General features: G+C 59.7%; 21 protein-coding genes. 8 read left to right on the top strand and 13 right to left on the bottom strand.

Annotated elements, in window-relative coordinates:
• Positions 1-12: 12 nt before the first annotated feature.
• Genes flgK through U5K31_00015 form a run of 3 tightly spaced genes read left to right on the top strand, consistent with a single transcriptional unit; the run spans position 13 to position 3,612 of the window.
• A complete protein-coding gene (flgK, locus tag U5K31_00005) occupies positions 13-1,350 on the top strand; it encodes a flagellar hook-associated protein FlgK (GenBank protein ID MDZ7771127.1) in 1,338 nt (445 codons plus the stop codon).
• Between the two features lie 15 nt (positions 1,351-1,365).
• Positions 1,366-2,259: a flagellin gene (locus U5K31_00010; GenBank protein ID MDZ7771128.1), complete on the top strand. Its 894-nt coding sequence runs from the start codon at positions 1,366-1,368 to the stop codon at positions 2,257-2,259.
• Positions 2,260-2,277: 18 nt separating this feature from the next.
• Positions 2,278-3,612, top strand: coding sequence for a hypothetical protein (locus tag U5K31_00015; protein ID MDZ7771129.1), 1,335 nt, complete (start codon positions 2,278-2,280; stop codon positions 3,610-3,612).
• A gap of 22 nt (positions 3,613-3,634) precedes the next feature.
• On the opposite strand, the gene U5K31_00020 is transcribed toward U5K31_00015, so the two are convergent.
• The 11 genes from U5K31_00020 to U5K31_00070 form a co-directional block, all read right to left on the bottom strand.
• On the bottom strand, positions 3,635-5,053 hold the full coding sequence (locus U5K31_00020; protein ID MDZ7771130.1) for a sigma-54 dependent transcriptional regulator: 1,419 nt from the start codon (positions 5,051-5,053) through the stop codon (positions 3,635-3,637).
• A gap of 170 nt (positions 5,054-5,223) precedes the next feature.
• Positions 5,224-5,691, bottom strand: coding sequence for a hypothetical protein (locus U5K31_00025; GenBank protein MDZ7771131.1), 468 nt, complete (start codon positions 5,689-5,691; stop codon positions 5,224-5,226).
• 2 nt (positions 5,692-5,693) lie between these two features.
• The gene (locus U5K31_00030; protein ID MDZ7771132.1) at positions 5,694-6,077 is read right to left on the bottom strand and encodes a hypothetical protein; all 384 of its coding nucleotides are present in this window, start codon (positions 6,075-6,077) and stop codon (positions 5,694-5,696) included.
• A gap of 39 nt (positions 6,078-6,116) precedes the next feature.
• Positions 6,117-7,502, bottom strand: a complete 1,386-nt coding sequence (fliD, locus tag U5K31_00035) for a flagellar filament capping protein FliD (protein ID MDZ7771133.1) — start codon at positions 7,500-7,502, stop codon at positions 6,117-6,119.
• A complete protein-coding gene (locus U5K31_00040) occupies positions 7,499-7,840 on the bottom strand; it encodes a flagellar export chaperone FliS (protein MDZ7771134.1) in 342 nt (113 codons plus the stop codon). Before U5K31_00040 ends, fliD begins: the two co-directional genes overlap by 4 nt.
• Positions 7,841-7,945: 105 nt before the next feature.
• On the bottom strand, positions 7,946-8,812 hold the full coding sequence (locus U5K31_00045; protein MDZ7771135.1) for a flagellin: 867 nt from the start codon (positions 8,810-8,812) through the stop codon (positions 7,946-7,948).
• A gap of 266 nt (positions 8,813-9,078) precedes the next feature.
• On the bottom strand, positions 9,079-10,002 hold the full coding sequence (locus U5K31_00050) for a flagellin (protein ID MDZ7771136.1): 924 nt from the start codon (positions 10,000-10,002) through the stop codon (positions 9,079-9,081).
• 29 nt (positions 10,003-10,031) lie between these two features.
• On the bottom strand, positions 10,032-10,958 hold the full coding sequence (locus tag U5K31_00055; protein ID MDZ7771137.1) for a flagellin: 927 nt from the start codon (positions 10,956-10,958) through the stop codon (positions 10,032-10,034).
• Positions 10,959-10,994: 36 nt separating this feature from the next.
• Positions 10,995-11,969: a flagellin gene (locus U5K31_00060; GenBank protein ID MDZ7771138.1), complete on the bottom strand. Its 975-nt coding sequence runs from the start codon at positions 11,967-11,969 to the stop codon at positions 10,995-10,997.
• A 30-nt stretch (positions 11,970-11,999) separates the two neighbouring features.
• Positions 12,000-12,869 carry a flagellin gene (locus U5K31_00065; GenBank protein ID MDZ7771139.1) on the bottom strand — a complete coding sequence of 290 codons (870 nt, stop codon included), beginning with the start codon at positions 12,867-12,869 and terminating at the stop codon, positions 12,000-12,002.
• Between the two features lie 36 nt (positions 12,870-12,905).
• Complete coding sequence (locus U5K31_00070; protein MDZ7771140.1) at positions 12,906-13,778, bottom strand: flagellin; 873 nt, start codon at positions 13,776-13,778, stop codon at positions 12,906-12,908.
• 536 nt (positions 13,779-14,314) lie between these two features.
• Between U5K31_00070 and U5K31_00075 the strand changes: the two genes are divergently transcribed.
• Positions 14,315-15,469, top strand: coding sequence for a HAMP domain-containing sensor histidine kinase (locus U5K31_00075; GenBank protein ID MDZ7771141.1), 1,155 nt, complete (start codon positions 14,315-14,317; stop codon positions 15,467-15,469).
• 7 nt (positions 15,470-15,476) lie between these two features.
• Here U5K31_00075 and U5K31_00080 read toward each other — a convergent pair whose 3' ends face one another.
• A complete protein-coding gene (locus U5K31_00080) occupies positions 15,477-15,932 on the bottom strand; it encodes a hypothetical protein (protein MDZ7771142.1) in 456 nt (151 codons plus the stop codon).
• A 133-nt stretch (positions 15,933-16,065) separates the two neighbouring features.
• On the opposite strand from U5K31_00080, the gene pyrR reads away from it, so the two are divergent.
• The gene (pyrR, locus tag U5K31_00085) at positions 16,066-16,620 is read left to right on the top strand and encodes a bifunctional pyr operon transcriptional regulator/uracil phosphoribosyltransferase PyrR (GenBank protein MDZ7771143.1); all 555 of its coding nucleotides are present in this window, start codon (positions 16,066-16,068) and stop codon (positions 16,618-16,620) included.
• Positions 16,613-17,572 carry an aspartate carbamoyltransferase catalytic subunit gene (locus tag U5K31_00090; GenBank protein MDZ7771144.1) on the top strand — a complete coding sequence of 320 codons (960 nt, stop codon included), beginning with the start codon at positions 16,613-16,615 and terminating at the stop codon, positions 17,570-17,572. Before pyrR ends, U5K31_00090 begins: the two co-directional genes overlap by 8 nt.
• Here the strand turns inward: U5K31_00090 and U5K31_00095 are convergent.
• Positions 17,569-18,495 (bottom strand): DMT family transporter, encoded by a 927-nt coding sequence (locus tag U5K31_00095; protein ID MDZ7771145.1) that lies wholly within the window; start codon positions 18,493-18,495, stop codon positions 17,569-17,571. The genes U5K31_00090 and U5K31_00095 overlap by 4 nt on opposite strands.
• A 379-nt stretch (positions 18,496-18,874) precedes the next feature.
• Between U5K31_00095 and U5K31_00100 the strand changes: the two genes are divergently transcribed.
• Both U5K31_00100 and U5K31_00105 read left to right on the top strand, forming a co-directional pair.
• Positions 18,875-20,341, top strand: a complete 1,467-nt coding sequence (locus U5K31_00100) for a TolC family protein (protein ID MDZ7771146.1) — start codon at positions 18,875-18,877, stop codon at positions 20,339-20,341.
• Between the two features lie 21 nt (positions 20,342-20,362).
• Positions 20,363-21,448, top strand: coding sequence for an efflux RND transporter periplasmic adaptor subunit (locus U5K31_00105; protein ID MDZ7771147.1), 1,086 nt, complete (start codon positions 20,363-20,365; stop codon positions 21,446-21,448).
• Positions 21,449-21,464 lie beyond the last annotated feature (16 nt).

The following is a 21,464-nucleotide window of genomic DNA, read 5'->3' on the forward strand; positions in this document are numbered from 1 at the left end:
GATATTTTAGAAATTGCGAAAAACGGCCTCCTGAGCTCACAGAAAGCTTCAGGCGTCGTTTCTCACAATATTGCCAATGCTAACACCCCCGGCTATACCCGACAGCGTGCTGAGTTGTCAGAGCAGATCCACCGCCAAGGTGGTTTCACGCTGGGCCGGGGTGTTACCATTGCGCAAGTCAAACGCCTGCGCAACAACCTCATCGATGAGCAAATCATGATGAAGGAGCACGAGCTGGGCGACCTGAACGAACGCAACCGCATCTACCAGCAGATCGAGGGCGCCATGGTGACCACCACCGGCGACGGACTTGATGTGGGCATCACCGATTTCTTCAACTCTTTTTCCGAACTCTCCAACAACCCGCAGGACATCAATCTGCGCCACAACGTCCTTTCCAACGCCCGTACCCTCATCAGCAAGTTCAAGGACATGGGGTCCGACATGAAGGACATCGACGAGCAGACCCTGGCTGCCGCCCGCAACCGGGTGGACAAGGTGAACACCCTGCTGGGACAGCTCGCCGACATCAACGCCGATATCGCCCGGGCCGAGGCTACGGGACAGCCCGACCTGAACAGCAAGGACCGGCAGCTGGAGCTGCTGAAGACCCTCTCCTCCCAGATCACCGTGGAGGCCCGTTACCAGAACGACGGCACACTGGAGGCGCGCGTGGGCGGGGTGACCGTGCTTTCAGGCACCGAGACCGCCACCCTGCGGCCGGAAGTAGACACCGAGAACCGCGTTTTCCGCGTCCGTCTCGACAACGGCAAACTGCTGGACATCGGGCGGGGTGAGCTGGGGGCCGACGCGCACATGTTCGAGGAGGTGGTCCCCGGGGTGCGTAACACCCTTGACAAGATCGCCAATTCGGTGGTCGAGCAGGTGAACGCCCTCCACATCAACGGTTACGGCGTCGCCGACAACGGGCAGCGCAATTTCTTTGATCCCGCAGGCGACACGGCCGAGTCCATTGCCCTGAATCAAACCATCGTTGACAACCCCGAACATATCGCCACCTCTTCGGTGGCTGGCGAGGCGGGCAACAACGACAACGCCCTGCAGATCGCCAACCTGCAGAACCTCTCGCTGCTGGACGGGGAATCCCTGGCCAGCAACGCCGTGCAGATGATGACCGATCCCGGCATGCGTATCACCGAACTTGAAAACCGCATCACCTCGCGCGAATCGGCCCGCCAGCTGCTGATCAACCAGCAGGAGAGCCAGTCGGGCGTCAACATCGACGAGGAGCTGAGTGATCTGATCAAATACCAGAACGCTTACCAGGCCTCCGCACGCGTGCTCAACGAGGGCCAAAAAATGTACGATACCCTGCTCTCCATACTCTAACTGCTTCCAAACGCCATGCGCATAACCCAGAATCTCATATACAACCGACTGCAGGGCATGCTGAGCCGCAACCGCGAGGAGCTGGCCAAGTACCAGCAGCAGCTGGCCAGCGGCAAGGCGGTCATACGCGCCTCCGACGGCGCCGTGGAGTTCAGTACCAGCCGCATCATACAGGAGCAGATCCGCAAGGACGGGCAGTACCAGAGCAATATTAATGCGGGTCTGCGCCAGGCGCGTACCGTCCAGGAATCGCTGGACGGCATGGTGGACACCCTCATCGACCTGAAGTCTACTGCCGTGCAGGGCTCCAATGACTCCATCGACGCGCCCGAGCGCGAGAAGCTGGCCGAGCAGGTAGTCAATGTACGCGAGCGGCTGATGGACCTGGGCAACGTGCAGTTCAACGGCGTGCACCTGTTCGGGGGCACCAATACCGAGAATCCTGTTTTTTCCCTGAACGGCGCGGCCGCCGGCGGCGTGGAGGACGTGGCCAACAGCGATGCCCTGGTTACCCGCATTTCCGAGCACAACGAGGTGAAGACCAGCGTTACCGGCACCGAGCTCCGCGCCACCGGTTCGGGCGACCTCTTCGCCATGGTGGAGAATGTGGAGGATGCCCTCCGCGCCAACGACCGTACCGCGTTGAATGCAGAACTCGACAACGTGGAGTCGGCCCTGGACCACGTCACCAAGCTGGCTTCCCGCATTGGAAGCAACATCAACCGTCTCGAATTTGTGCACGACAAGTACGAATCGGGCATCATTGAGAAGGAGGGCGAAGTGAGCCGGCTGACCGACGCCGACTATGCCGAGGCGATCTCCAACTTTCAGAAATTCGAAACTTCCTACCAGGCAGCGCTCTCCGCGCATTCGCGGATGACACGTAACACACTGCTTAATTACCTCTAATCCCAGATCCCGCTACCCATGAACGCTGAAAACAACATCACCCTTTTACTGGTCTGCCCCGAGGCAGACACGCCGGCCGAGGCGCCGTCCTGGCTGGACGATGCCGCCGACGAGGTGGCGGACATTCACCTGCTGGCTGGTCCTGCGACGGAACTCTCCTGGGCCGAGTCATATGACACCCTGGAAATGGTGCGCTGGACCGAAGAGGAGGGTCTTATTCCCTGCCTGAACCGGGTCACAGCCGAGGTGACGGAGGGGCATATACTGCTGCTCTTCGCCGACGAGACGCCCCGGCTGGCCGATCTCCCGGGCGACCTTTCCAACACGGAGTGCCTGAAGGTTAAGCTGATCCAGCAGGCGGAAGGCGAGTCTCGCCATAACTACCAGGTTCGTCTCTTCCCTGCCACCGGCGATCGAATATTCGAAGGCTTCGCCATCCCGGACCTCACCCGCGCCTTTTTTGTGCGGGGTTGGAAACTCCGGGGCGAAGTACCTGAATTTCGCAAGAGCAGCGCCGCCTATTCCATTGCGCAGGTGACCCGCGAGGCCGAGCACTGCGGCCACACCCGCCTGTGCAGCTTCTGGAAAGGTCTGGCGGCCGCCGAACAGCGCGGCTACGCCCGTGCGGAGGAGTATTTCAGGAAGGCCAGGAACGGTCCTTCCCTGCTCGAATTCGACCTGCTTGCGGCCATGAATAACCTGGCCCACGCTCTGGTGGAGCAGCACAAGCTGCAGGAGGCCATCCGCGTTGCGGCCCAGTCCATCCAGTGGAACGCCTCCCAGCGGGCGCCCTATCTCATCCTGCAACGGGCCCAGCTGATGGCCGGCAACCGCGAGGAATCCATACTGGCCATGGAGGCCTACCTGGAACATCTCGAGGAGGACACCGTCGCCAACCTCGACACCTACCTGGGCGCCAGCGAGGTGCACTATCTGGTGGGCGAGCAGAAGCTGCGGGAGGGAAATTACGAAGGGGCCTTTCACCACTACGGCACCCACTATCGCCTGGAAGACGGGCAGGTGGAGCAGCCGGTCCTGGAAAAGCTCTTTATCTACTCCATCGAGCTACAAAACAGGGATCTCTCCATCCGCTACTTCAACGACATCTTCGGGGAGCACATCCCGGACAAGCTGGACGACGACATGTCAGCCCGCCTGCTGGAGTCTCTCTCCCTGTTCATGGACAACGAGTGGTACGACTTCGTCAGCGAGGTCTACGAGGAGCTGGTCACCCACAATCCCGGGGACAACGAGCTGCTCCATGGCTGGATCACCACCCTGATCAAGAACAAGGACATAGAAAAGGCGCAGTCGCTCATCAAGTCGGGCAAAAGCAAGAAAAAGGCGGGATAACCCGGCCGGCTTTGCCGGGCGCTCAGTCGTCCGGGAAATTGGTCTTCTTGAGTTTGTTGCGGATGGTGCGGTCGGATATCTGCAGCAGCTTGGCCGCCTCCTTCTGGTTGCCGCCCGTCCGCTCCAGGGCTTTCTTGATCATCTGCAGCTCCATCTCCTCGATGGGCAGAACGGGAATGTCGTTGATAACCTCCTGGGTAAGAGAATCGTCCACATTTTTGAAAAGGGGATTCTCTATATGTTCCCTGGTGATCAGGTCGGAGCCCTGCGCCATGATTACTCCGCGCTGGATGTAGTTTTCCAGTTCCCGCACATTGCCCGGCCAGTCCTTTTTCTTCAGGTGGTCCATCAGGTCGTCGGCCACCTCCTTCTCCTCCATGTCGTTCTCCCGGCTGTACTTGGCTATGAAATGACGCACCAGCAGGGGGATATCGCCCGGCCGCTCGCGCAGGGAGGGTATCTCGATGGGGAAGACGTTGAGCCGGAAGTAAAGGTCCTTGCGGAAGTCCCCTTCGCTGATGGATGTCCCGATGTCGCGATTGGTGGTGGAGATGATGCGCACGTCCACCTTGCGGGGTTTCTGGCTGCCCACCCGCTGAAACTCCTTTTCCTGGAGCACGCGTAGCAGCTTTGCCTGCAGGGAGATGTCGATCTCGGTCACCTCGTCCAGCAGAAGCGTCCCTCCGTCGGCTTTCGCAAAAGCTCCCTCGCGGTCCTCAATGGCCCCGGTGAAGGCTCCCTTCACGTGTCCGAACAGGGTGCTCTCCACAAGTTCGCTCGGCAGGTTGGCGCAATTAATCTTGATAAAGGGTTTGTCGGACCGGTTGCTCTCCTCCTGGATGAGGGAGGCGTAGACCTCCTTGCCTGAACCGCTCTCCCCCTGAATCATGACCGGGGCGTTGGTGGGGGCGATCTGCGGGAGAATGTCCAGCAGTTTCTGGATGGCGGGATCTTCGCCCACGAACCGTGCGCCCGGCTTTGGTTTGCCTGGTCCGCGGCTATCATCGGGCGTGCCTTTCCCGGAAATTTCATCCCCTTCGGGCGGTAGAGTGCGCGCGTGGGCGCCGTTGCCGTTTCGGCTCTTGAAATACTGGTTTACCCGTGAGATGAATTCCCGCCCGCTGAAGGGTTTGGTGATGTAGTCGAAGGCCCCCTTGCGGATGGAGCGTACGGAATGGCTGATATTGCCAAAGCCTGTGATGAGGATGACACCTGTTTCGGGGTAGTTGCGCAGCACGTGGTTGAGCACGTCGTCTCCGGTCATCTCGTCCATCTTTACGTCGGTGATGATCAGGGAGGGCTTGTGCTCCTTGAGCTCCTCGATGGCCTGGGCTGGATTCTGGTAGGCCTCCACCTGGTAGTCATTGAGCGCCAGGTGCTCCTGCATGTAGTTCAAGATATGCGGGTCGTCGTCAATGACGAAAATTTTCTCCTTCTTCATCCCTGCCATGCTTCCTGTTACGTTGATGAGGCGCCGGTGCAGCTGTTCGCCCGCAGCGGGCGAAACTTAACGCACTAATACGGACTATACGCATTTATTGCAAGCGCCCCAGTGTTTATACAGGAGAAAAAGGAGGGGAGAATGTTACAAATATACGTATAAACGCGTATCTAGAGGTCGCGTATCTCGCGGCTTATTTTGTCGGCTACGTCGCGTACCACGGAAGGATTTTTAACCAGGTACTCGCGATACTCGGGGCTGAGGGTGCGCTCGCCGGAAGATTCGTCGATGCCGGGCATGGAGGAGAGCACGCTTTCCAGGGAGTCCAGGTCTTTTTGCATGAGGCTGCTAACCTCCTGGTGGACCTCCTCGCGGTTATAGGCGCCCTGCTGGATATTGCGCTTGATCTTCTTCAGGGAGGAGAGGGAGTCGGCCTCCAATTTGGAGAGCACGTTGTGCGCGAATTCCACCTCGCCCTTGAACTCCGGGCCCGAGGCGGTGAAGGTGTCGGAGGAACCGCCGGTCTTTGAGGAGGGCCGGGCGGAATCGCTTCCGCTTTTGGAGATGGGCTGCTTGTCCTGGGTCTTGCGGATGCCCTTGTCGGGATAGCTGCCCTTGTTAACTTTGTTGATGTCCATAACTAGCCATGCGTTTTAAGATCGATGATCCTGCTCCGGTCGGCGGACACGGCGTCACGGTTGGCAAGATAGCGATCCCTGGCCTTGCCGTGGCGACCCGCCTCTTTCAAAGCATCCATACGGCTTTGCCGCAACATATGTAATTTTTTATTGAGATGCTTTTCGAGCGTTTCAAGCTGCTCGAAGAGGGAAGTGACCTCGTACGTCTCCTTATCGTCAAGATCGGGGGGAAACTTAAACGACTGCTCCAGTACGGCAATTTCCTCGGCCCGCTCGCGGTAGAGCCGTTCGACCAGATCCAGGTCAGGCTGCTCGCTGCGCAGCTCATTCAGCAGGTCCAGGCCCTTTTTATAGACGGAGTCGAGATGGGAGTAGAGGGTGCTCATAGCACGGAAAGTTGAACCCGGGTGTCCGGGCGATTGGAATTAGCCGCCGAGTCCCAGCTTGCTCTGGAAGTTGAGTACCTGGTTGTACTGGTACTGGCCCCTGGTGATGGCCTGGTTAAGGCGTGCGAACTCGTCGCGCAGTTGTTCCTCCTTGCGGATGAGGTAGTCGTCCTCAGCGGCGATGCGGTCGTCGAACCGGTCGATCTTCCGGTCGAAACTTTCCTCGATGCCCGAGAAGATGCTGTCGGTGCCCGTGATATAGGCCTCGATGGTCTGGTTGAGCACGGTGGCGATTCCGTCGGTGTCGGCCGAGAAAAGATCGCCCACCTGGGAGGGTTTGGTGGCCAGGGTGTCCTTGAGCTTCTCCATGTCGGCGATTTCCATGGTGCCGTCCTGCTGGAAGTCGATGCCGATGTCGCTCAGGCTGCTGATGTCGCTGCCGTTCAGGCTGTCAACAGGCAGCAGGGCCTCCTGGCGGAGGGAGAGGCTCAGGTTGCGGATGGCGCGTTCGTCCTGCAGTACGCCGCGGTCGCCCGTCTCCCCGTTCAGGAAGGTCTTGTTGCGGATGATGCTGTTGACCTCGTTGAACTTGGTGACGAACTCCTCCACCTTCTTGACGGCTGCCTCGGTGTCGCGGCTGACGTTGATCTCTTCTATGGCGGTGGTGGTCTGGTTCAGTTCGAAGGTGAGTCCGTTCACCACATCGTTGACCAGGTTGGAGGAGCGTTCGAAATCGATGTTGTCCACCGTAAACTTGGCGTTGAGTTCGTCGGTGGTATACTCGTTGGCCAGGTTGATGCCGGTGAGGTCGCCGGAGGCGTTGGCGATGGAGAGGCGGCTGGCCTCGCCCGTCTCAAGGCTCTTGAAGGAGAGGCGGGAGGTACCGTCGCCTATGGCGTAGACGGAAGCGTCTACCTGCTCGCCCGCCTGGGCCTCCACCTCGTCAGCCACCGCCTGGAGCACTTCATCGTTGGTAAGCCCGGTTGTATCGACGTTTATGGTGATGGGGCCGCCGGTGCCTACGGTCAGCTCGAAGGAGCCGCTGCCGCTGCCTGCGAGTTCGCTTCCGCCGTCGCTGAACGCATCGGAGGTGACCAGGTCCTGCTTGGCGAGCTGGCTTATCTCGATGTTATAGCTTCCGGGGTTGTCGATGCCACCGGCCGATACCACGCTGACGGCGTTGTCGTTGGAGCTGCTGCCCGTCAGCGGGGAAAAGGTGTCGCCGGTGGGGTCTGCGAAAGACTCCATCAGGGAGTTCAGCGAGGAGAGTTTGGAATCGATGTCCGACAGCGCCGTCTGCTTTTTGGTAACAGCGGACTTGTCCTGCTGGAGCTGTAGTTTTTTCTGCCCCTCCAGCTGCAGGAGCTGGCGGATGGTGCTCTCGTAGGGGTTGGTCTGGGAGGTCAGTGCGCTTGTGCTAATCATACCAGGAAACCGTTTCCGTTGGGGGTGTTCACCTGTTCCCTGTTCTTCACGACGCCTTCAACCCAGGCTTCGCGTACCGGCTCCAGGAGCTCGCGGATTTCCTCGAACTTCTGTTCGCGGGACATCCGCTGGCAGTATTCGTAGAGACCGTAGAGGTTGCCGGAGATCTCGTAGTCGAAATTCAGCGATTTGATCAGGGCGGCAAGCACCTGGTGGAGCCGCTCTTCGTCCTCCTTGTAGCAGGCCTGGATGGCGAAATCGTATAATTTCGTCACCAGTTCTGCGGGAGAGGCGTTCTTGACGGCCTGGCGCTGGTATTGCAACTGGGGATCTGTCATGGTTCTGCGCGTTTTCTCAGGGTTTCTATCAGGGTTCTGTATCCCTTATCGTCGCCGCGCGCCCCCATCTTAAGGAATAATTCCGGTCCGTTACCGTAATGCGGGCTAGCCGAGGAAATCGAGTACGTACTGGGGACTGGTATTGGCCTGGGCCAGGGCGGAGGTGGCCGTCTTCTGCAGGATCTGCAGCTTCACGGACTCGCTCTGGATCCTAGCGAAGTCGGCGTCCTGGATGCGGCTGCGGGCCGCGGAGTTGGCTGCGATGGCCTGGGTCAGGTTTTCCTGGCGGATGGAGAGGGACCGCTGGTCGATGCCCAGCTGGTTGATGGTGCCGGCGAGGGTGTTCATGGCCGTATCCACGTCGTCCAGGAAGGTGCCGAAGGTGCCCTGCGTGGCGTCGGTCAGCGTGATGCCGGTGGTGTCGCTGGCCGCGCTGATCGCTGCGCTGGTGTCCGAAAAGAAATCGTCGGCGCGCGAAGATGCGATGCTTACCGCTTTCGTGCTGGAGGTTCCCTCGCCCACCTGGAAGGTAAAGCTGGCGCCGTCCATCAGGGCCGTGCCCTGGAAAGAGGTCTGGTCGGCAATTTCGTTAATCTCCTGGCTGAGCGCCTCTATCTGGTCCTTGATATGACCCCGCTCGGTGGCGCCCAGGGAATCGTTGGCGGCCTGGACGGACAGGGACTTCATCTCCACCATGATGTCCGAGATGGAGTTGAAACCTGATTCGGCTATGTCCAGCATGGACTTGGCGTCGCCAGTGTTGCGCTGCGCCTGCTCCAGGCCTGAGATACGGCTGGAAAGCTTGGCCGCGATGGAGAACCCTGCTGCGTCGTCCTCAGCCCGGTTGATCCGGAGGCCGGTGGAGAGCATATACTGGTAGCGGGCCAGCCGGCTGTTGATCTTGTTGAGGGAATACTGTGAGGAGAGAGCCTGCAGGTTGGTATTCACACGGTTGAAATTACCAAATGACATGGTGTCCGTCGTTCGTTAAGGGTAATACAACCCCCACCCGTAACCCTATGGGACCGGGGGGCGGTTGCCTTGTAATACTACCTCTTGCGCCGGAGCGGATGTGCCGTCAGGACTTCTGCTGAATCATATCTCCTTTATCGTCCTGTTTGCCCAAAGCTTAAACGGCGCCGGTTTCGTAGTCCCTGCAACCGGATATTCAAGCCCATAAAAAAAGGGAGCGGGGGTCACCCGCTCCCTTATCAGGTACCCTGATAGAGCCCTGAACCCTAGCCTAGGAACCCGAGTACCGCTTGGGGACTCGTGTTGGCTTGGGCCAGCGCAGAGGTAGCCGTCTGTTGCATAATTTGCAGTTTGACCGATTCGCTCTGAACCTTGGCGAAGTCGGCGTCCTGGATGCGGCTTCGGGCCGCGGAGTTGGACGTGACCGCCTGCGACAGGTTCTCCTGCCGGATGGACAGGGAGTTCTGCTGTATACCAATCTGGTTGGTATTGTTGGCCACGCGGTTGATGGCGTCGTCGATTTCATTCAGGAAGCTGTTGAAGGTCGACGCGTCGCTGTTGGTCAGCTCCAGGTCGGTCCCGTTAAGGGACTCGAACAGGTTGTCGACCGACATGTCGAGCATGCTGGCGGTGTAGGTGTCGCCGCTGCCTTCGCCCACCTGGAAGGTGAGTTGGATCCCTTCGTTGGGATCGTTGTTGGCTACTTGTTCGCCCACGCCGCTGGTGTTGTCCCCGAAGGTGGCCGAGACGTCGGTGGTGCCTTTGAGCAGGTCGGTGCCCTGGAAGGTGGTGGAGTCGACAATGCTGTCGATTTCCGCTCCCAGCGATTCGATCTGATCTTTAATGTAACCGCGTTCGGTGGCCCCGAGGGTGCCGTTGGCGCCCTGGGTGGCCTTGGACTTCATCTCGACCATGATGTCCATGATCGAGTTGATGCCGCTTTCGGCCACGTCGAGCATCGACTTGGCGTCGCCCACGTTGCGTGAGGCCTGCTCCAGGCCGGCGATGCGGCCCGAGAGCTTGGATGCGATACTGAAGCCGGCGGCGTCGTCCTCGGCCCGGTTAATCCGGAGGCCGGTGGACAGCTTGAGCTGGTTGTCGGCCAGCCGGCTGTTGATTTTGTTGAGTGAATACTGCGAGGACAAGGCCTGCAGGTTGGTATTCACCCTGTTGATATCTCCGAAAGACATAAGGGGTCCTCCTTAGATTAGGGTTGGGATTAACCGCCCAGGAAGCCGAGAACGGCCTGCGGGCTGGTGTTGGCCTGCGCCAGGGCGCTGGTCGCGGTCTGCTGCATGATCTGCAGCTTCACGGACTCGCTCTGGATCTTGGCGAAGTCGGCGTCCTGGATGCGGCTTCGGGCCGCGGAGTTGGACGTGACTTGCTGCGACAGATTCTCCTGCCGGATGGACAGGGAGTTCTGGTCGATACCCATCTGGTTGGTGTTGGTGGCGACGCGGTTGATGGCGTTGTCGATTTCGTCCAGGAAGCTGTTGAAATCGCTCGCGGCCGAACCGGCCAGGGTGAGCGTTCCGCCGCCGGACGACTCGAAGAGGTTGTCCACGGACATGTCCATCAGCTCCACTGTCTTGGTGTCGGCGGAGCCTTCGCCCACCTGGAAGGTGAGTGAAATACCCTCATGGGCCAATCCGTCGCCTACCTGGGTTCCGACGTTGTTGTCGTTGGTGCCGAAGGTGCCCGAGACGTCGGTGGTGCCTTTGAGCAGGTCGGTGCCCTGGAAGGTGGTGGAGTCGACAATGCTGTCGATTTCCGCTCCCAGCGATTCGATCTGATCTTTAATGTAACCGCGTTCGGTGGCCCCGAGGGTGCCGTTGGCGCCCTGGGTGGCCTTGGACTTCATCTCGACCATGATGTCCATGATCGAGTTGATGCCGCTTTCGGCCACGTCGAGCATCGACTTGGCGTCGCCCACGTTGCGTGAGGCCTGCTCCAGGCCGGCGATGCGGCCCGAGAGCTTGGATGCGATACTGAAGCCGGCGGCGTCGTCTTCGGCCTTGTTGATCCGGAGCCCCGTGGACAGCTTGAGCTGGTTGTCAGCCAGCCGGCTGTTGATTTTGTTGAGTGAATACTGCGAGGACAAGGCCTGCAGGTTGGTATTCACTCTGTTGATATCTCCAAAAGACATAAGGTTCCTCCTTAGAGATTGAAATTAGGGTTCGGATTAACCGCCCAGGAAGCCGAGAACGGCCTGCGGGCTGGTGTTGGCCTGCGCCAGGGCGCTGGTCGCGGTCTGCTGCATGATCTGCAGCTTCACGGACTCGCTCTGGATCTTGGCGAAGTCGGCGTCCTGGATGCGGCTTCGGGCCGCGGAGTTGGACGTGATGGCCTGCGAAAGATTCTCCTGCCGGATGGACAGGGAGTTTTGGTCGATACCCATCTGGTTGATGACGCCGGCTACCGTTCCGATGGCTGTGTCGATGTTCCCGATGAAGTCGCGGAACTCCGAGGCGGCCGCGTCGTCAGCGATCTTGAGTTCGCCGCGTGCTTCGGTGCTGGTGTCGTTGGTGGTGTCGTGGTCGAACACGCCGATGTTCTCGTCGTTGGTACCCACGTCGGGATCGGTGTCGATGAGTCCCGAGAAGAGGGTGTTGACGGCCAGCGCGTCGATGTCTACCTGTTTGGTGTCGCCGGAGCCCTCGCCCACCTGGAAGGTGAAGGACTGGGTTCCGGTACCGTCGGCGTCGCCGTCGGTGTCTGTTCCGTTACCTTCGAGCATCTTGGTGCCCTGAAAGCTGGTGGAGTCGACAATGCTGTTGATCTCGGTGGCCAGGGCCTCGAGCTGGTCGGCAATGTAGCCGCGCTCGTCGGAACCGATGGAATCGGTACCGGCCTGGGTGGCTTTCGACTTCATCTCGACCAGGATGTCCATGATCGAATTGACGCCGGTTTCGGCCACGTCGAGCATCGACTTGGCGTCGCCCACGTTGCGCTCTGCCTGCTCGAGGCCGGCGATGCGGCCCGAGAGCTTGGATGCGATACTGAAGCCGGCGGCGTCGTCCTCGGCCCGGTTAATCCGGAGGCCGGTGGACAGCTTGAGCTGGTTGTCGGCCAGCCGGCTGTTGATTTTGTTGAGCGAATACTGCGAGGACAGGGCCTGCAGGTTGGTATTCACTCTGTTGATATCTCCGAAAGACATATGGTTCCTCCTTAGAGATTAGGGTTGGGATTAACCGCCCAGGAAGCCGAGAACGGCCTGCGGGCTGGTGTTGGCCTGGGCCAGTGCGCTGGTCGCGGTCTGCTGCATGATCTGCAGTTTCACGGATTCGCTCTGGATCTTGGCGAAGTCGGCGTCCTGGATGCGGCTTCGGGCCGCGGAGTTGGACGTGACTTGCTGCGACAGATTCTCCTGCCGGATGGACAGGGAGTTCTGGTCGATGCCCAGCTGGTTGACGGTGCCGGCAAGGGTGTCGATGGCCGAGTCCACGTTGTCGAGGAAGGTGTTGAAAGTTCCCCGGGTGGCGTCGGTCAGCGTGATGCCGGTGGTGTCGCTGGAGGCACTGATTGCCGTGCTTCCGGTCCCGAAGAAGTCATCGGCACGCGAGGACGCGATGCTGACGGCCTTCGTGTCGCCGGAGCCTTCGCCCACCTGGAAGGTGAGACTGGCGCCGTCCATCAGGGCCGTGCCCTGGAAGGTGGTCTGGTCGGCGATTTCGTTGATCTCCTGGCTGAGCGCCTCGATCTGGGTTTTCAGGTAGCCTCGCTCGGTGGTGCCGAGGGAATCGTTGGCGGCCTGGGTGGCCTTGGACTTCATCTCGACCATGATGTCCATCAGGGAATCGAAACCCGATTCCGCGATGTCCAGCATCGACTTGGCGTCGCCCACGTTGCGTTGCGCCTGCTCCAGGCCGGCGATGCGGCCCGAGAGTTTGGACGCTATACTGAAGCCGGCGGCGTCGTCCTCGGCCTTGTTGATTCTCAGGCCGGTGGACAGCTTGAGCTGGTTGTCGACCAGCCGGCTGTTGATTTTGTTGAGTGAATACTGCGAGGAGAGAGCCTGCAGGTTGGTATTCACCCTATTGATATCTCCAAAGGACATGATGGTTACCTCTGCGCTTTTGGATTAGGTGTTGAGTTATCCACCGCCCAGGAATCCGAGAACGGCCTGGGGGCTGGTGTTAGCTTGGGCCAGAGCGCTGGTCGCGGTCTGCTGCATGATCTGCATCTTCACGGACTCGCTCTGGATCTTCGCGAAGTCGGCGTCCTGGATGCGGCTTCGTGCCGCAGAGTTGGACGTGACGGCTTGCGAAAGGTTTTCCTGTCGGATGGACAGGGAATTCTGGTCAATTCCTATTTGGTTGACGGTGCTCGCCAGGGTGTCGATGGCGGTGTCTACGTTGCCCAGCAGGGTGTTGAAGGTTCCCCGGGTGGCGTCGGTCAGCGTGATGCCGTCGTCAGTGTCCACCGCGCTGATCGCGCCGCTGGCAGTCGAAAACAGGTCGTCAGCCCGCGAGGACGAGATGCTCACCGACTTCGTGTCGCCGGAGCCTTCGCCCACCTGGAAGGTGAGGCTGGCGCCGTCCATCAGGGCCGTACCCTGGAAAGTGGTCTGGTCGGCGATCTTGTTGATCTCTTCGCTGAGCGCCTCGATCTGGGTTTTCAGGTAGCCCCGCTCGGTGGTGCCGAGGGAGTCGTTGGCGGCCTGGGTGGCCTTGGACTTCATCTCGACCATGATGTCCATCAGGGAATCGAAACCCGATTCCGCGATGTCCAGCATCGATTTGGCGTCTCCTACGTTGCGCTGCGCCTGCTCCAGGCCGGCGATGCGGCCCGAAAGCTTGGATGCGATAGAGAATCCGGCGGCGTCGTCCTCGGCCTTGTTGATCCTCAGGCCGGTGGACAGCTTGAGCTGGTTGTCGGCCAGCCGGCTGTTGATTTTATTGAGCGAATACTGCGAGGACATGGCCTGCAGGTTGGTATTCACCCTGTTGATATCACCAAAAGACATAACAGTGGGATTTTGGTTGCGTTTTTGATGGCTTGGCTTTCATGCTTCTGGTACACTTATCGTGGCGCCGACAGCCCACCTTAAATTTTATTTATGGCCGGCACCCCTTCCGGTCGATGGCGGCCTGGCCCGGCGCATACCCTGGGCTTCCCTTCCTCAATCATCTGTAGGATTCCGAATATATCAGTGGTCCGAGGGAGGGATGGCGCCACACGGGTATAAGTAGTTATACGTAGGCTCCAAGACATACTGTCATTCATTCGGCTCGAACAGGAATTGCATTCCCTGGCTCGACAGGGGCCTAAATACCCCATATATTTACAAATATTTTCAAACATTAGACTAAGCTAATGCTATATTAATGTTCCCTGGCTCAATGAAAATACGTAGGGATCTACAGGTACAATCCGAGTTCTGGGTAACTATAGAAGGCAGGAATGAAATCATCACGGCTATTACAATTTCTCTCCCGTAGGCGGAGAGAAGAGGGAAGGACCTATCTCCAGAATGGGAGCCCCCGATTCTCCAAGAGCCGCATGCGCAAGGCCAAAAAAATCGAGTCTTCCGTGCAGGTCTCACTGGAATCGCTCAGGGATCAGCTTGAAAAACTGGTCGCACGCATCGAGGCCGGCGGCGGCTGCATCTACCTGAGCACGGAAAAGGATGTACGCGTTACCTCCTGCGGGGAGATACCCGAATCAGAGCCTCTCAAGGCCTTTGATGATATGGTGCTCTTCTCGGGCAATCCCATCCTGGGCGAAAACCGCTATATCCATCCCATTCCCCTGGACGCCCAGGTCATCGGCTACATCTGCCTGCACATGGACAGTTCCCTATGTACGGAGGGCAGGCGCGAGCTGATCCAGGCCTATGCCATTATTGTCGCCCAGGAACTGGAGCTGGTCCAGAACAAATCCATCCTGGAGCGATTCTCAAACCGTCTCCTGGAGAAGAGAGAGGAGCTGGAGAAGACCCAGCAATACAACAGCAACCTGCTCAGCATTACCACCCACGATCTCTCTTCCCCGCTAAATGCCGTCTCGGGCTACCTGGACCTGATGAATGACGCCCTGGAAGAGGACGGCGACCTGAGCCGCATCCTGGACTACCACCGGATGATCCAGTCGGGCATCAACGACATTTCCGATATGCTCAACCAGCTCAACGAAATCGCCAAGATCGAAAAAGGGCTCGTCTCCCTTCATTTTACAAAGGTGGACCTCTGCTGGCTGATCGAGGAGACCTGCGACCTGCTGCGTCCCCTCGCCCAGAAAGAAAACCGGCACCTGCATTTCAAGGCGCCCGGGCGACCTGTCTACGCCGAAGTCGACTTCGTGAAGTTCAAGCGGGTAATCTACAACCTCATTTCCAACGGCATCAAGTACACCGACGAGGGGGGGCGGGTCGTGGTGCGGGTGGAGGACGAGGACGAGCGTGCACGGGTGGTGGTCGAAGACAACGGCATCGGCATCTCCGAGGAGAAGAGACAGGCCATCTTCGAGCCTTTTGTGAAGCTTAACTCCAGCGGCAAGGACGGGCTGACCTCCAGCGGACTGGGGCTGTTTATCTCATCGTACTTTACCCGCCAGATGCACGGCGATATCAGCGTGGAGAGCGAGAAGGGCGAGGGCAGTACCTTCTTCGTCACCTTGCCGCGAGCGGAGGGCTTTCAGCAGTCTGTGCCCGCATGAAGGACGCCTACATGCTGTTTTGAAACGTATCACCCTTGCTGACGGCCGCCAGTTCACGTCCCTCACGGTAGCGTTTCATGAAGGCGCTGTTGTCGCGTGTCGAAGAGGCGCTTTTTCGTCCCACAGGCAGCAGGGTGGTTACCCCGCGGTGCCGGCGGAAACGGCGGACCAGGAAGCGGATCTCGCGTTCACCCTCCCCGCGGTACAGGATCACCATCTCCCTGTCCAGTCCCGTATCGGCCAGCTCGAAAAGCGGGGGATGCTCCTCACGGCTTTCTTCCTCCCCGCCATTCTTCCGCTGCCCGCTTCCCGTGGAGGCTTGGCCGTTGTTGTTATATTCTGTGCGATCGAAGACCGGGTTCATGGCGCCGTCCTCAGCCGATGCAGCCGATCCGGTGCCGGGTGCGGCACGGGTGCCCGCGAGGGAGGGACGGGTCATATTTGAACTTCCGGTCAGGCTCATGGCTGCGAATGGTCTTGGGGTCCGCTACTCTTATCGAACCGGGGTGTAAAAAGCTTAAATGGGGCAGGCGCGTTGAGTTCAAGGGCAGGATTCCCTACATTCAAACATCAAAAAGATCCCCGAGGTACTGTCGGTGAAAAAAGCCAAAATCATGTCGGCCGATGAGCTGAATCGCACCTATCTGCGATTCGCCCACCAGTTCCTGGAGCCGCACGACGACCCCTCGAGGCTGGCCATTATCGGCATGCAGACCCGCGGAGTGCCCATCGCCAAGCGCATACTCTCCCACCTGCAGGAAGCTTTCGGTGTGAGCCCCGACTTCGGCATCCTCGATGTGACCTTCTACCGGGACGACTTCCGCACCAAACTGAAGATGCCGGGCGTTAAGGTGACCGAAATTCCCTTTGACCTCTACGACCGCGATATTGTGCTGGTGGACGATGTCCTATATACGGGCCGAACGGTACGTTCAGCCATGGACGCGGTGATGGATTACGGACGCCCCAACAGCATCCGCTTCTGCTGCATGGTGGACCGGGGTCACCGCCAGCTGCCCATCTCGGCCGACTACGTGGGCATCCGCGTTCCTACCCATACCAACGAGGAGGTGCGCGTGAAGGTGCGCGAGCTGGATGGAGAGGACGCCGTCTATGTGGTGGAAAACAGGCAGGAGGATGGCCATGGCTGAGGACACCGTACCTTCGCAGGACTACCCTTTCGAGCAGCCCCACCTGCTGGGTCTGGCGGACTACAGCCGTGAGGACATTCTCTATGTGCTGGACCAGGCCAGATACTTTCGTGAAATCCTGGACCGGCCCGTCCCCAAGGTGCCCACCCTTCGCGACAAGACCATCGTAAATCTCTTCTACGAAGAAAGCACGCGCACGCGGCTTTCCTTCGAGCTGGCTCAGAAACGCATGGGGGCCGACGTGGTGAATTTTGCCACGGGAGGGTCCAGCGTCAAGAAGGGAGAGTCGCTCAAGGACACCATCCGCAATATTTCATCCATGAAGATCGATATGGTGGTGGTTCGCCACCAGAGTCCGGGCGTCCCCCATTTTCTGACGAGGGTGGTCGACGCCACCATCATCAATGCCGGCGACGGCGCCCACGAGCATCCCACACAGGCGCTGCTGGATATGTTCACCATGCGCCAGGTGCATCCCGACCTGGAAAACCGGCACGTCGCCATCATCGGCGATATCGCCCATAGCCGGGTGGTACGCTCCAATATCATAGGCCTCCGCAAGCTGGGGGCCGAGGTGACCGTATGCGGTCCCCCCACCTTCATGCCCGTCTACGTGAAGGATCTGGGCGTCAACGTCTCCCACAACCTGGAGGATACTCTTTCACGATGTGATATTGCCATGGCCCTCCGCATTCAGCTGGAGCGCCAGGAGGGACAGACGGGGCTTTTCCCCAGCATTCGCGAATACCACGAGCTCTTCGGCATCAAGCGCAGCCACCTGGAGCGCTTCCCCGATTTTACGGTGATGCACCCCGGGCCTGTCAACCGCGGCGTGGAGCTGGAAAGCGAGGTGGCCGACAGCGACCGCTCCATCATCCTCAGCCAGGTCACCAATGGCGTGGCGGTGCGCATGGCGGTGCTATATCTTCTCAGCGGAGGAACGCGGATCTAGGTACTTCGCTCCGCAGGCTTCCTCCCGCGGCCGCCCCGGTTCTTCTTCCACCGGGCGAGCACGATACCGCAGACCACCAGTCCCGAGCCCCCGTACTGCATCAGGCTGAGATGTTCGCCCAGCAGCAGCACGCCGAAAAGAAGTCCCATGACCGGTACCAGGTTCTGGTAGGTGGAGGTGTGTACGGCGCCCACGGTCTGAATGCCGTAGTTCCAGATCACGTAGGCCACCCCGATGGAAAGGAGTCCGCTGTAGATCACCCCGCCCCAGGCTGCGGCCGGCACCGCGCTCCATTCGATACGCAGCAGGCCGGGAAGTCCGGCGCCCATCAGGGCCACGCAGCCCACCGAGGTTACGATGACCGAAAACTGGATGGGGGTGTAGCGCTCCAGGAAGGGTTTGGACATCATGGTAAAAGCCCCCCAGACCATGGCCGCCAGGATGATGATCAGATCGCCGGTGAAGGTGTCCGATCCCAGGCTGAGCTCGTTTTCCCCTCCAGACAGTATAAACAGGATGCCTCCGAAGGCGAAAAGCACGCCCAGTCCCTTGACCAGATTCATGCGTTCGGTGCCCGCCAGGTGGGAGAAGAGGGCCACCCAAACGGGGATGGTGCCCAGCATGACCGCCGCGTTGGCCGAGAGGGTGTAGTCGATGCCTATAATAAAGAGTCCCTGGTAGAGCAGGTTGCCCATGAGTCCCATACCCAGCAGGGGCAGCCAGTCTTTTCGCGGCACCCGAATCTTTTGGCCTTTCCACCACAGGGCGCCCCAGACCGCGGCCGTGGCAAAGAGGAAGCGAAGGCCGTTAAAAGGAAAGGGCTCCATCCAGACCAGGCTCGCCTTGATGACGGAGAAGTTGAGGGCCCAGATAAAGGCTACCAGTAGCAGGGCGGTTTCGACCAGCGTGCGTTTGTTCAGCAAGGGAAACTTCGGGTTGTGTGTGCCTGGGGGTTGCGGCCCCCAAGGTACAACTTGGGAGATGCGGGAACAAAAGCGCGTAACAACAGGTTGTTGCATTCCGCACGGCGTTAAATTAACGTTGGTCACTTTATGACCGTGCGTTAAAATGCGTACAAATACACGGCCATCGGCCATGGAGGATATCGCCGGTCAGGCCGAACTGAGCAAGGGTACCCTCTACCATCGCTTTGTGCAGGAGCTGTTGACGGGCGGTCAATATATATCGCAACACGGCCCCCATCGGCACGTATAACCGTCCCATTTATACAACGGGAATTCGGCGGCGCCGACAGGCTGGCAGGCATACGCACAGGGATCAAGGCCAAACAGGATACAACCCATGAAAATAAACGTACGCATCGCTGCACTGTCGGCGGCATGGCTGTTGGCGCTGACGGGCTGGAGCGCGGCGCCGCAGGCGGCTCGCGCGCAATCCTCTATAGACTCCACGCTCACCCTGCCCCAGGCCATACGGGTGGCCCTGGCGAACAACAATCAGATCAAACGCTCCCTGCTCTCACTGGAGAACGCCGATGAGCAGGTGCGCACGGCCTGGAGCGAAGTGTTACCCGAGGTTTCGGGTTCAGCCTCTTTCTCGCGCAATATTGAGCTTCCGGTCTTTTTCTTTCCCCAGAATCCCTCCGATCCCGATTCCCCCCTTCGCGCCATCCAGGCAGGTGAGGACAACAACTGGAATGCCGGCCTTACCGTCGAGCAGACTCTTTTTCGGGGCGAGGCCTTTGTGGGCATCGGAACCTCCGAACTTTTTCGTGCCGCGCAGGCCGAGGGCCTGAGGGCCACCACCCAGCAGATTGTTACCGATACCCGCATCGCCTACTACGATGTGCTCATTGCCGAGGAGGAACTACGCCTGCAGCAGGAGACGGTGAGCCGGCTCCGGGAAAATCTGCGGGAGAACCGCGCGCGCCATGAAGCGGGACTCGTGGACGCCTACCAGGTACTGCAGGTGGAGGTTCAGCTGGGCAACCAGGAACCCCAGCTGACCCAGGCAAGCTATGCGGTACGACAGGCCTATCGGCGTCTTAAACTGGTGCTGGGACTGCCCCTTGAACTCAATCTTGCAGTCCGGGGTGACCTGGGCGCCTACGCCCTGGTAGGCGGGGAAGAGATGACCCCGGAAAACCAACATCTTCGGGAGGTGGACGGCCTCACGCCCTTCACCTGGCAGGCGGAGGATGACGACGAAGTGGTCGCCGGCATGAGGGGCGACCTCCGCGTGCTGGATCGCCGCAACGAGCTGAAGGCAAAAGAGATCCGCGCCATCAAAAGTCGTTTTCTCCCTACCCTGACCACCAGCTACAATCTGGGCTGGCGGGCCGAGGAGCCGGGAGTCCCTACCTTTTTCGGCAGCGGCGATAACCGGGTCCGCACCCAGAGCCTCATGCTGAATTTGAGCGTGCCTCTTTTTGACGGTTTCGCCCGTGTGGCCAGCCTCAACATCGCACGAATTGAAAAGCGGGACCTGGAACTCCAGCGCCTGCAGACTCTGCGCCAGGCCTCCAGCGAGATTGCCACGGCACGTGAGGCTCTGCAGCAGGCCCTCGAAACCGAATCCGCACGCCGCAGGGTTGTGGATCAGGCCCGGGAGGGATACCGGCGCGCGAAGGCACGCCTGGAGAATGGGCTGGGTTCCCAGCTCGACCTGACCGAGGCGGAGTTCCAGCTTCGCCAGGCCGAGGTTAACTACGCCTCCATGGTCTACAGCTACCTCGCCGCCAAGGCGCGCTTTGACCTGGCCACCGGCATGGTCCCCTACGTGGACGGGCCGTCCAGCGAACGAGATTAATCTCCTATACATCCCAACGACATGAAGCAGGCATTTACAGTTACCTTAACACTTGTACTTTCCGCTGGACTCCTTTCGGGCTGCTCTCAGCCCGAGGAGACCGCACCGCAGGAGGGCGTGAAAACCGTAAACGTTGAAACCCAAACTCTCCAGCCCGCCTCTTTCGAGCGCCATCTGCGCCTGGTGGGCACCGTGGCGTCGCGTAACGATGTGCGGGTGTCAGCCGAGGTGAGCGGCCGCATCGAGGAGGTCGCCGTGGACCGCGGCGACCGGGTCGCCGCCGGCCAGCGCATCGCCAAAATTGACGACAGCCAACTCCTTCGTGAAAAGCAGCGCCTGGAGGCGGTTACGTCTCAGTCGCGTGAAAATTACCAGCGACTTCAGCGGCTGTTCCGGCAGGACAGCGTGGGATCGGAAATGGACTATCTGAACGCCCGCTACACCTACGAGCAGAACCAGGCGGCCCTGGAGTCGGTGGAGGTGAGTCTTGAGAAAACCGACGTGCGCGCACCCTTCGGCGCCACCGTGGAGAATATCTTCCTGGAGCAGGGGGAGATGGCCACTCCCGGCGCCCCCCTGGTGCGTCTGATCGGCTCCGATGGGCTGAAGGTCGTGGCCGGTGTGCCCGCCCGCTTTGCCGACGTGGTGCAGCGGGAAGACCGGGTAGAGGTCTGGTTCGATTTCCAGAGCTCCGATACCCTGGAGCTCCCCATCAGCTTCGTTGGACAGAGCATCGACCCCGACGCGCGAACCTTCAACATCGAGGTAAACCTGCCGGCCGGCGGCCCCTCGTGGAAAGTGGACATGGTGGCCAACATGAGGCTGCGCACGCTGTTGCGTGACAGCGTACTGGCGGTGGGCGAGGAGTTTGTTTACCAGCAGCAGGGAGGTTACGTGGTTTTTGTACTGGACACCAACGACGAGGGCGAAACGGTGGCGCGCAGGCGTTCCGTGCAGCTGGGCTCTTCCTACGAAAACAGCGTCATCCTTGAGAGCGGCGTCGAGGCCGGCGAGGAGCTGATTACCGTGGGCTCCTCCTTCCTTCAGGAGGGCATGCGCGTAACCGTGGTTGAGCGGGCCCAGACCTCGATGGCCAGCCGGAATTAGGATTTTCAACACACCT

The sequence above is a fragment of the Balneolaceae bacterium genome (assembly GCA_034521445.1).
GTDB lineage: Bacteria > Bacteroidota > Rhodothermia > Balneolales > Balneolaceae > JAXHMM01.

What these genes read in the sequence shown, in the direction of transcription:
- U5K31_00010 (MDZ7771128.1), top strand. Translation starts at nt 1,366, where the DNA reads ATGCGCATAACCCAGAATCTCATATACAACCGACTGCAGGGCATGCTG.
- U5K31_00015 (MDZ7771129.1), top strand. Translation starts at nt 2,278, where the DNA reads ATGAACGCTGAAAACAACATCACCCTTTTACTGGTCTGCCCCGAGGCA.
- U5K31_00020 (MDZ7771130.1), bottom strand. Translation starts at nt 5,053, where the DNA reads ATGAAGAAGGAGAAAATTTTCGTCATTGACGACGACCCGCATATCTTG.
- U5K31_00025 (MDZ7771131.1), bottom strand. Translation starts at nt 5,691, where the DNA reads ATGGACATCAACAAAGTTAACAAGGGCAGCTATCCCGACAAGGGCATC.
- U5K31_00030 (MDZ7771132.1), bottom strand. Translation starts at nt 6,077, where the DNA reads ATGAGCACCCTCTACTCCCATCTCGACTCCGTCTATAAAAAGGGCCTG.
- fliD (MDZ7771133.1), bottom strand. Translation starts at nt 7,502, where the DNA reads ATGATTAGCACAAGCGCACTGACCTCCCAGACCAACCCCTACGAGAGC.
- U5K31_00040 (MDZ7771134.1), bottom strand. Translation starts at nt 7,840, where the DNA reads ATGACAGATCCCCAGTTGCAATACCAGCGCCAGGCCGTCAAGAACGCC.
- U5K31_00045 (MDZ7771135.1), bottom strand. Translation starts at nt 8,812, where the DNA reads ATGTCATTTGGTAATTTCAACCGTGTGAATACCAACCTGCAGGCTCTC.
- U5K31_00050 (MDZ7771136.1), bottom strand. Translation starts at nt 10,002, where the DNA reads ATGTCTTTCGGAGATATCAACAGGGTGAATACCAACCTGCAGGCCTTG.
- U5K31_00055 (MDZ7771137.1), bottom strand. Translation starts at nt 10,958, where the DNA reads ATGTCTTTTGGAGATATCAACAGAGTGAATACCAACCTGCAGGCCTTG.
- U5K31_00060 (MDZ7771138.1), bottom strand. Translation starts at nt 11,969, where the DNA reads ATGTCTTTCGGAGATATCAACAGAGTGAATACCAACCTGCAGGCCCTG.
- U5K31_00065 (MDZ7771139.1), bottom strand. Translation starts at nt 12,869, where the DNA reads ATGTCCTTTGGAGATATCAATAGGGTGAATACCAACCTGCAGGCTCTC.
- U5K31_00070 (MDZ7771140.1), bottom strand. Translation starts at nt 13,778, where the DNA reads ATGTCTTTTGGTGATATCAACAGGGTGAATACCAACCTGCAGGCCATG.
- U5K31_00075 (MDZ7771141.1), top strand. Translation starts at nt 14,315, where the DNA reads ATGCGCAAGGCCAAAAAAATCGAGTCTTCCGTGCAGGTCTCACTGGAA.
- U5K31_00080 (MDZ7771142.1), bottom strand. Translation starts at nt 15,932, where the DNA reads ATGAGCCTGACCGGAAGTTCAAATATGACCCGTCCCTCCCTCGCGGGC.
- U5K31_00090 (MDZ7771144.1), top strand. Translation starts at nt 16,613, where the DNA reads ATGGCTGAGGACACCGTACCTTCGCAGGACTACCCTTTCGAGCAGCCC.
- U5K31_00100 (MDZ7771146.1), top strand. Translation starts at nt 18,875, where the DNA reads ATGAAAATAAACGTACGCATCGCTGCACTGTCGGCGGCATGGCTGTTG.
- U5K31_00105 (MDZ7771147.1), top strand. Translation starts at nt 20,363, where the DNA reads ATGAAGCAGGCATTTACAGTTACCTTAACACTTGTACTTTCCGCTGGA.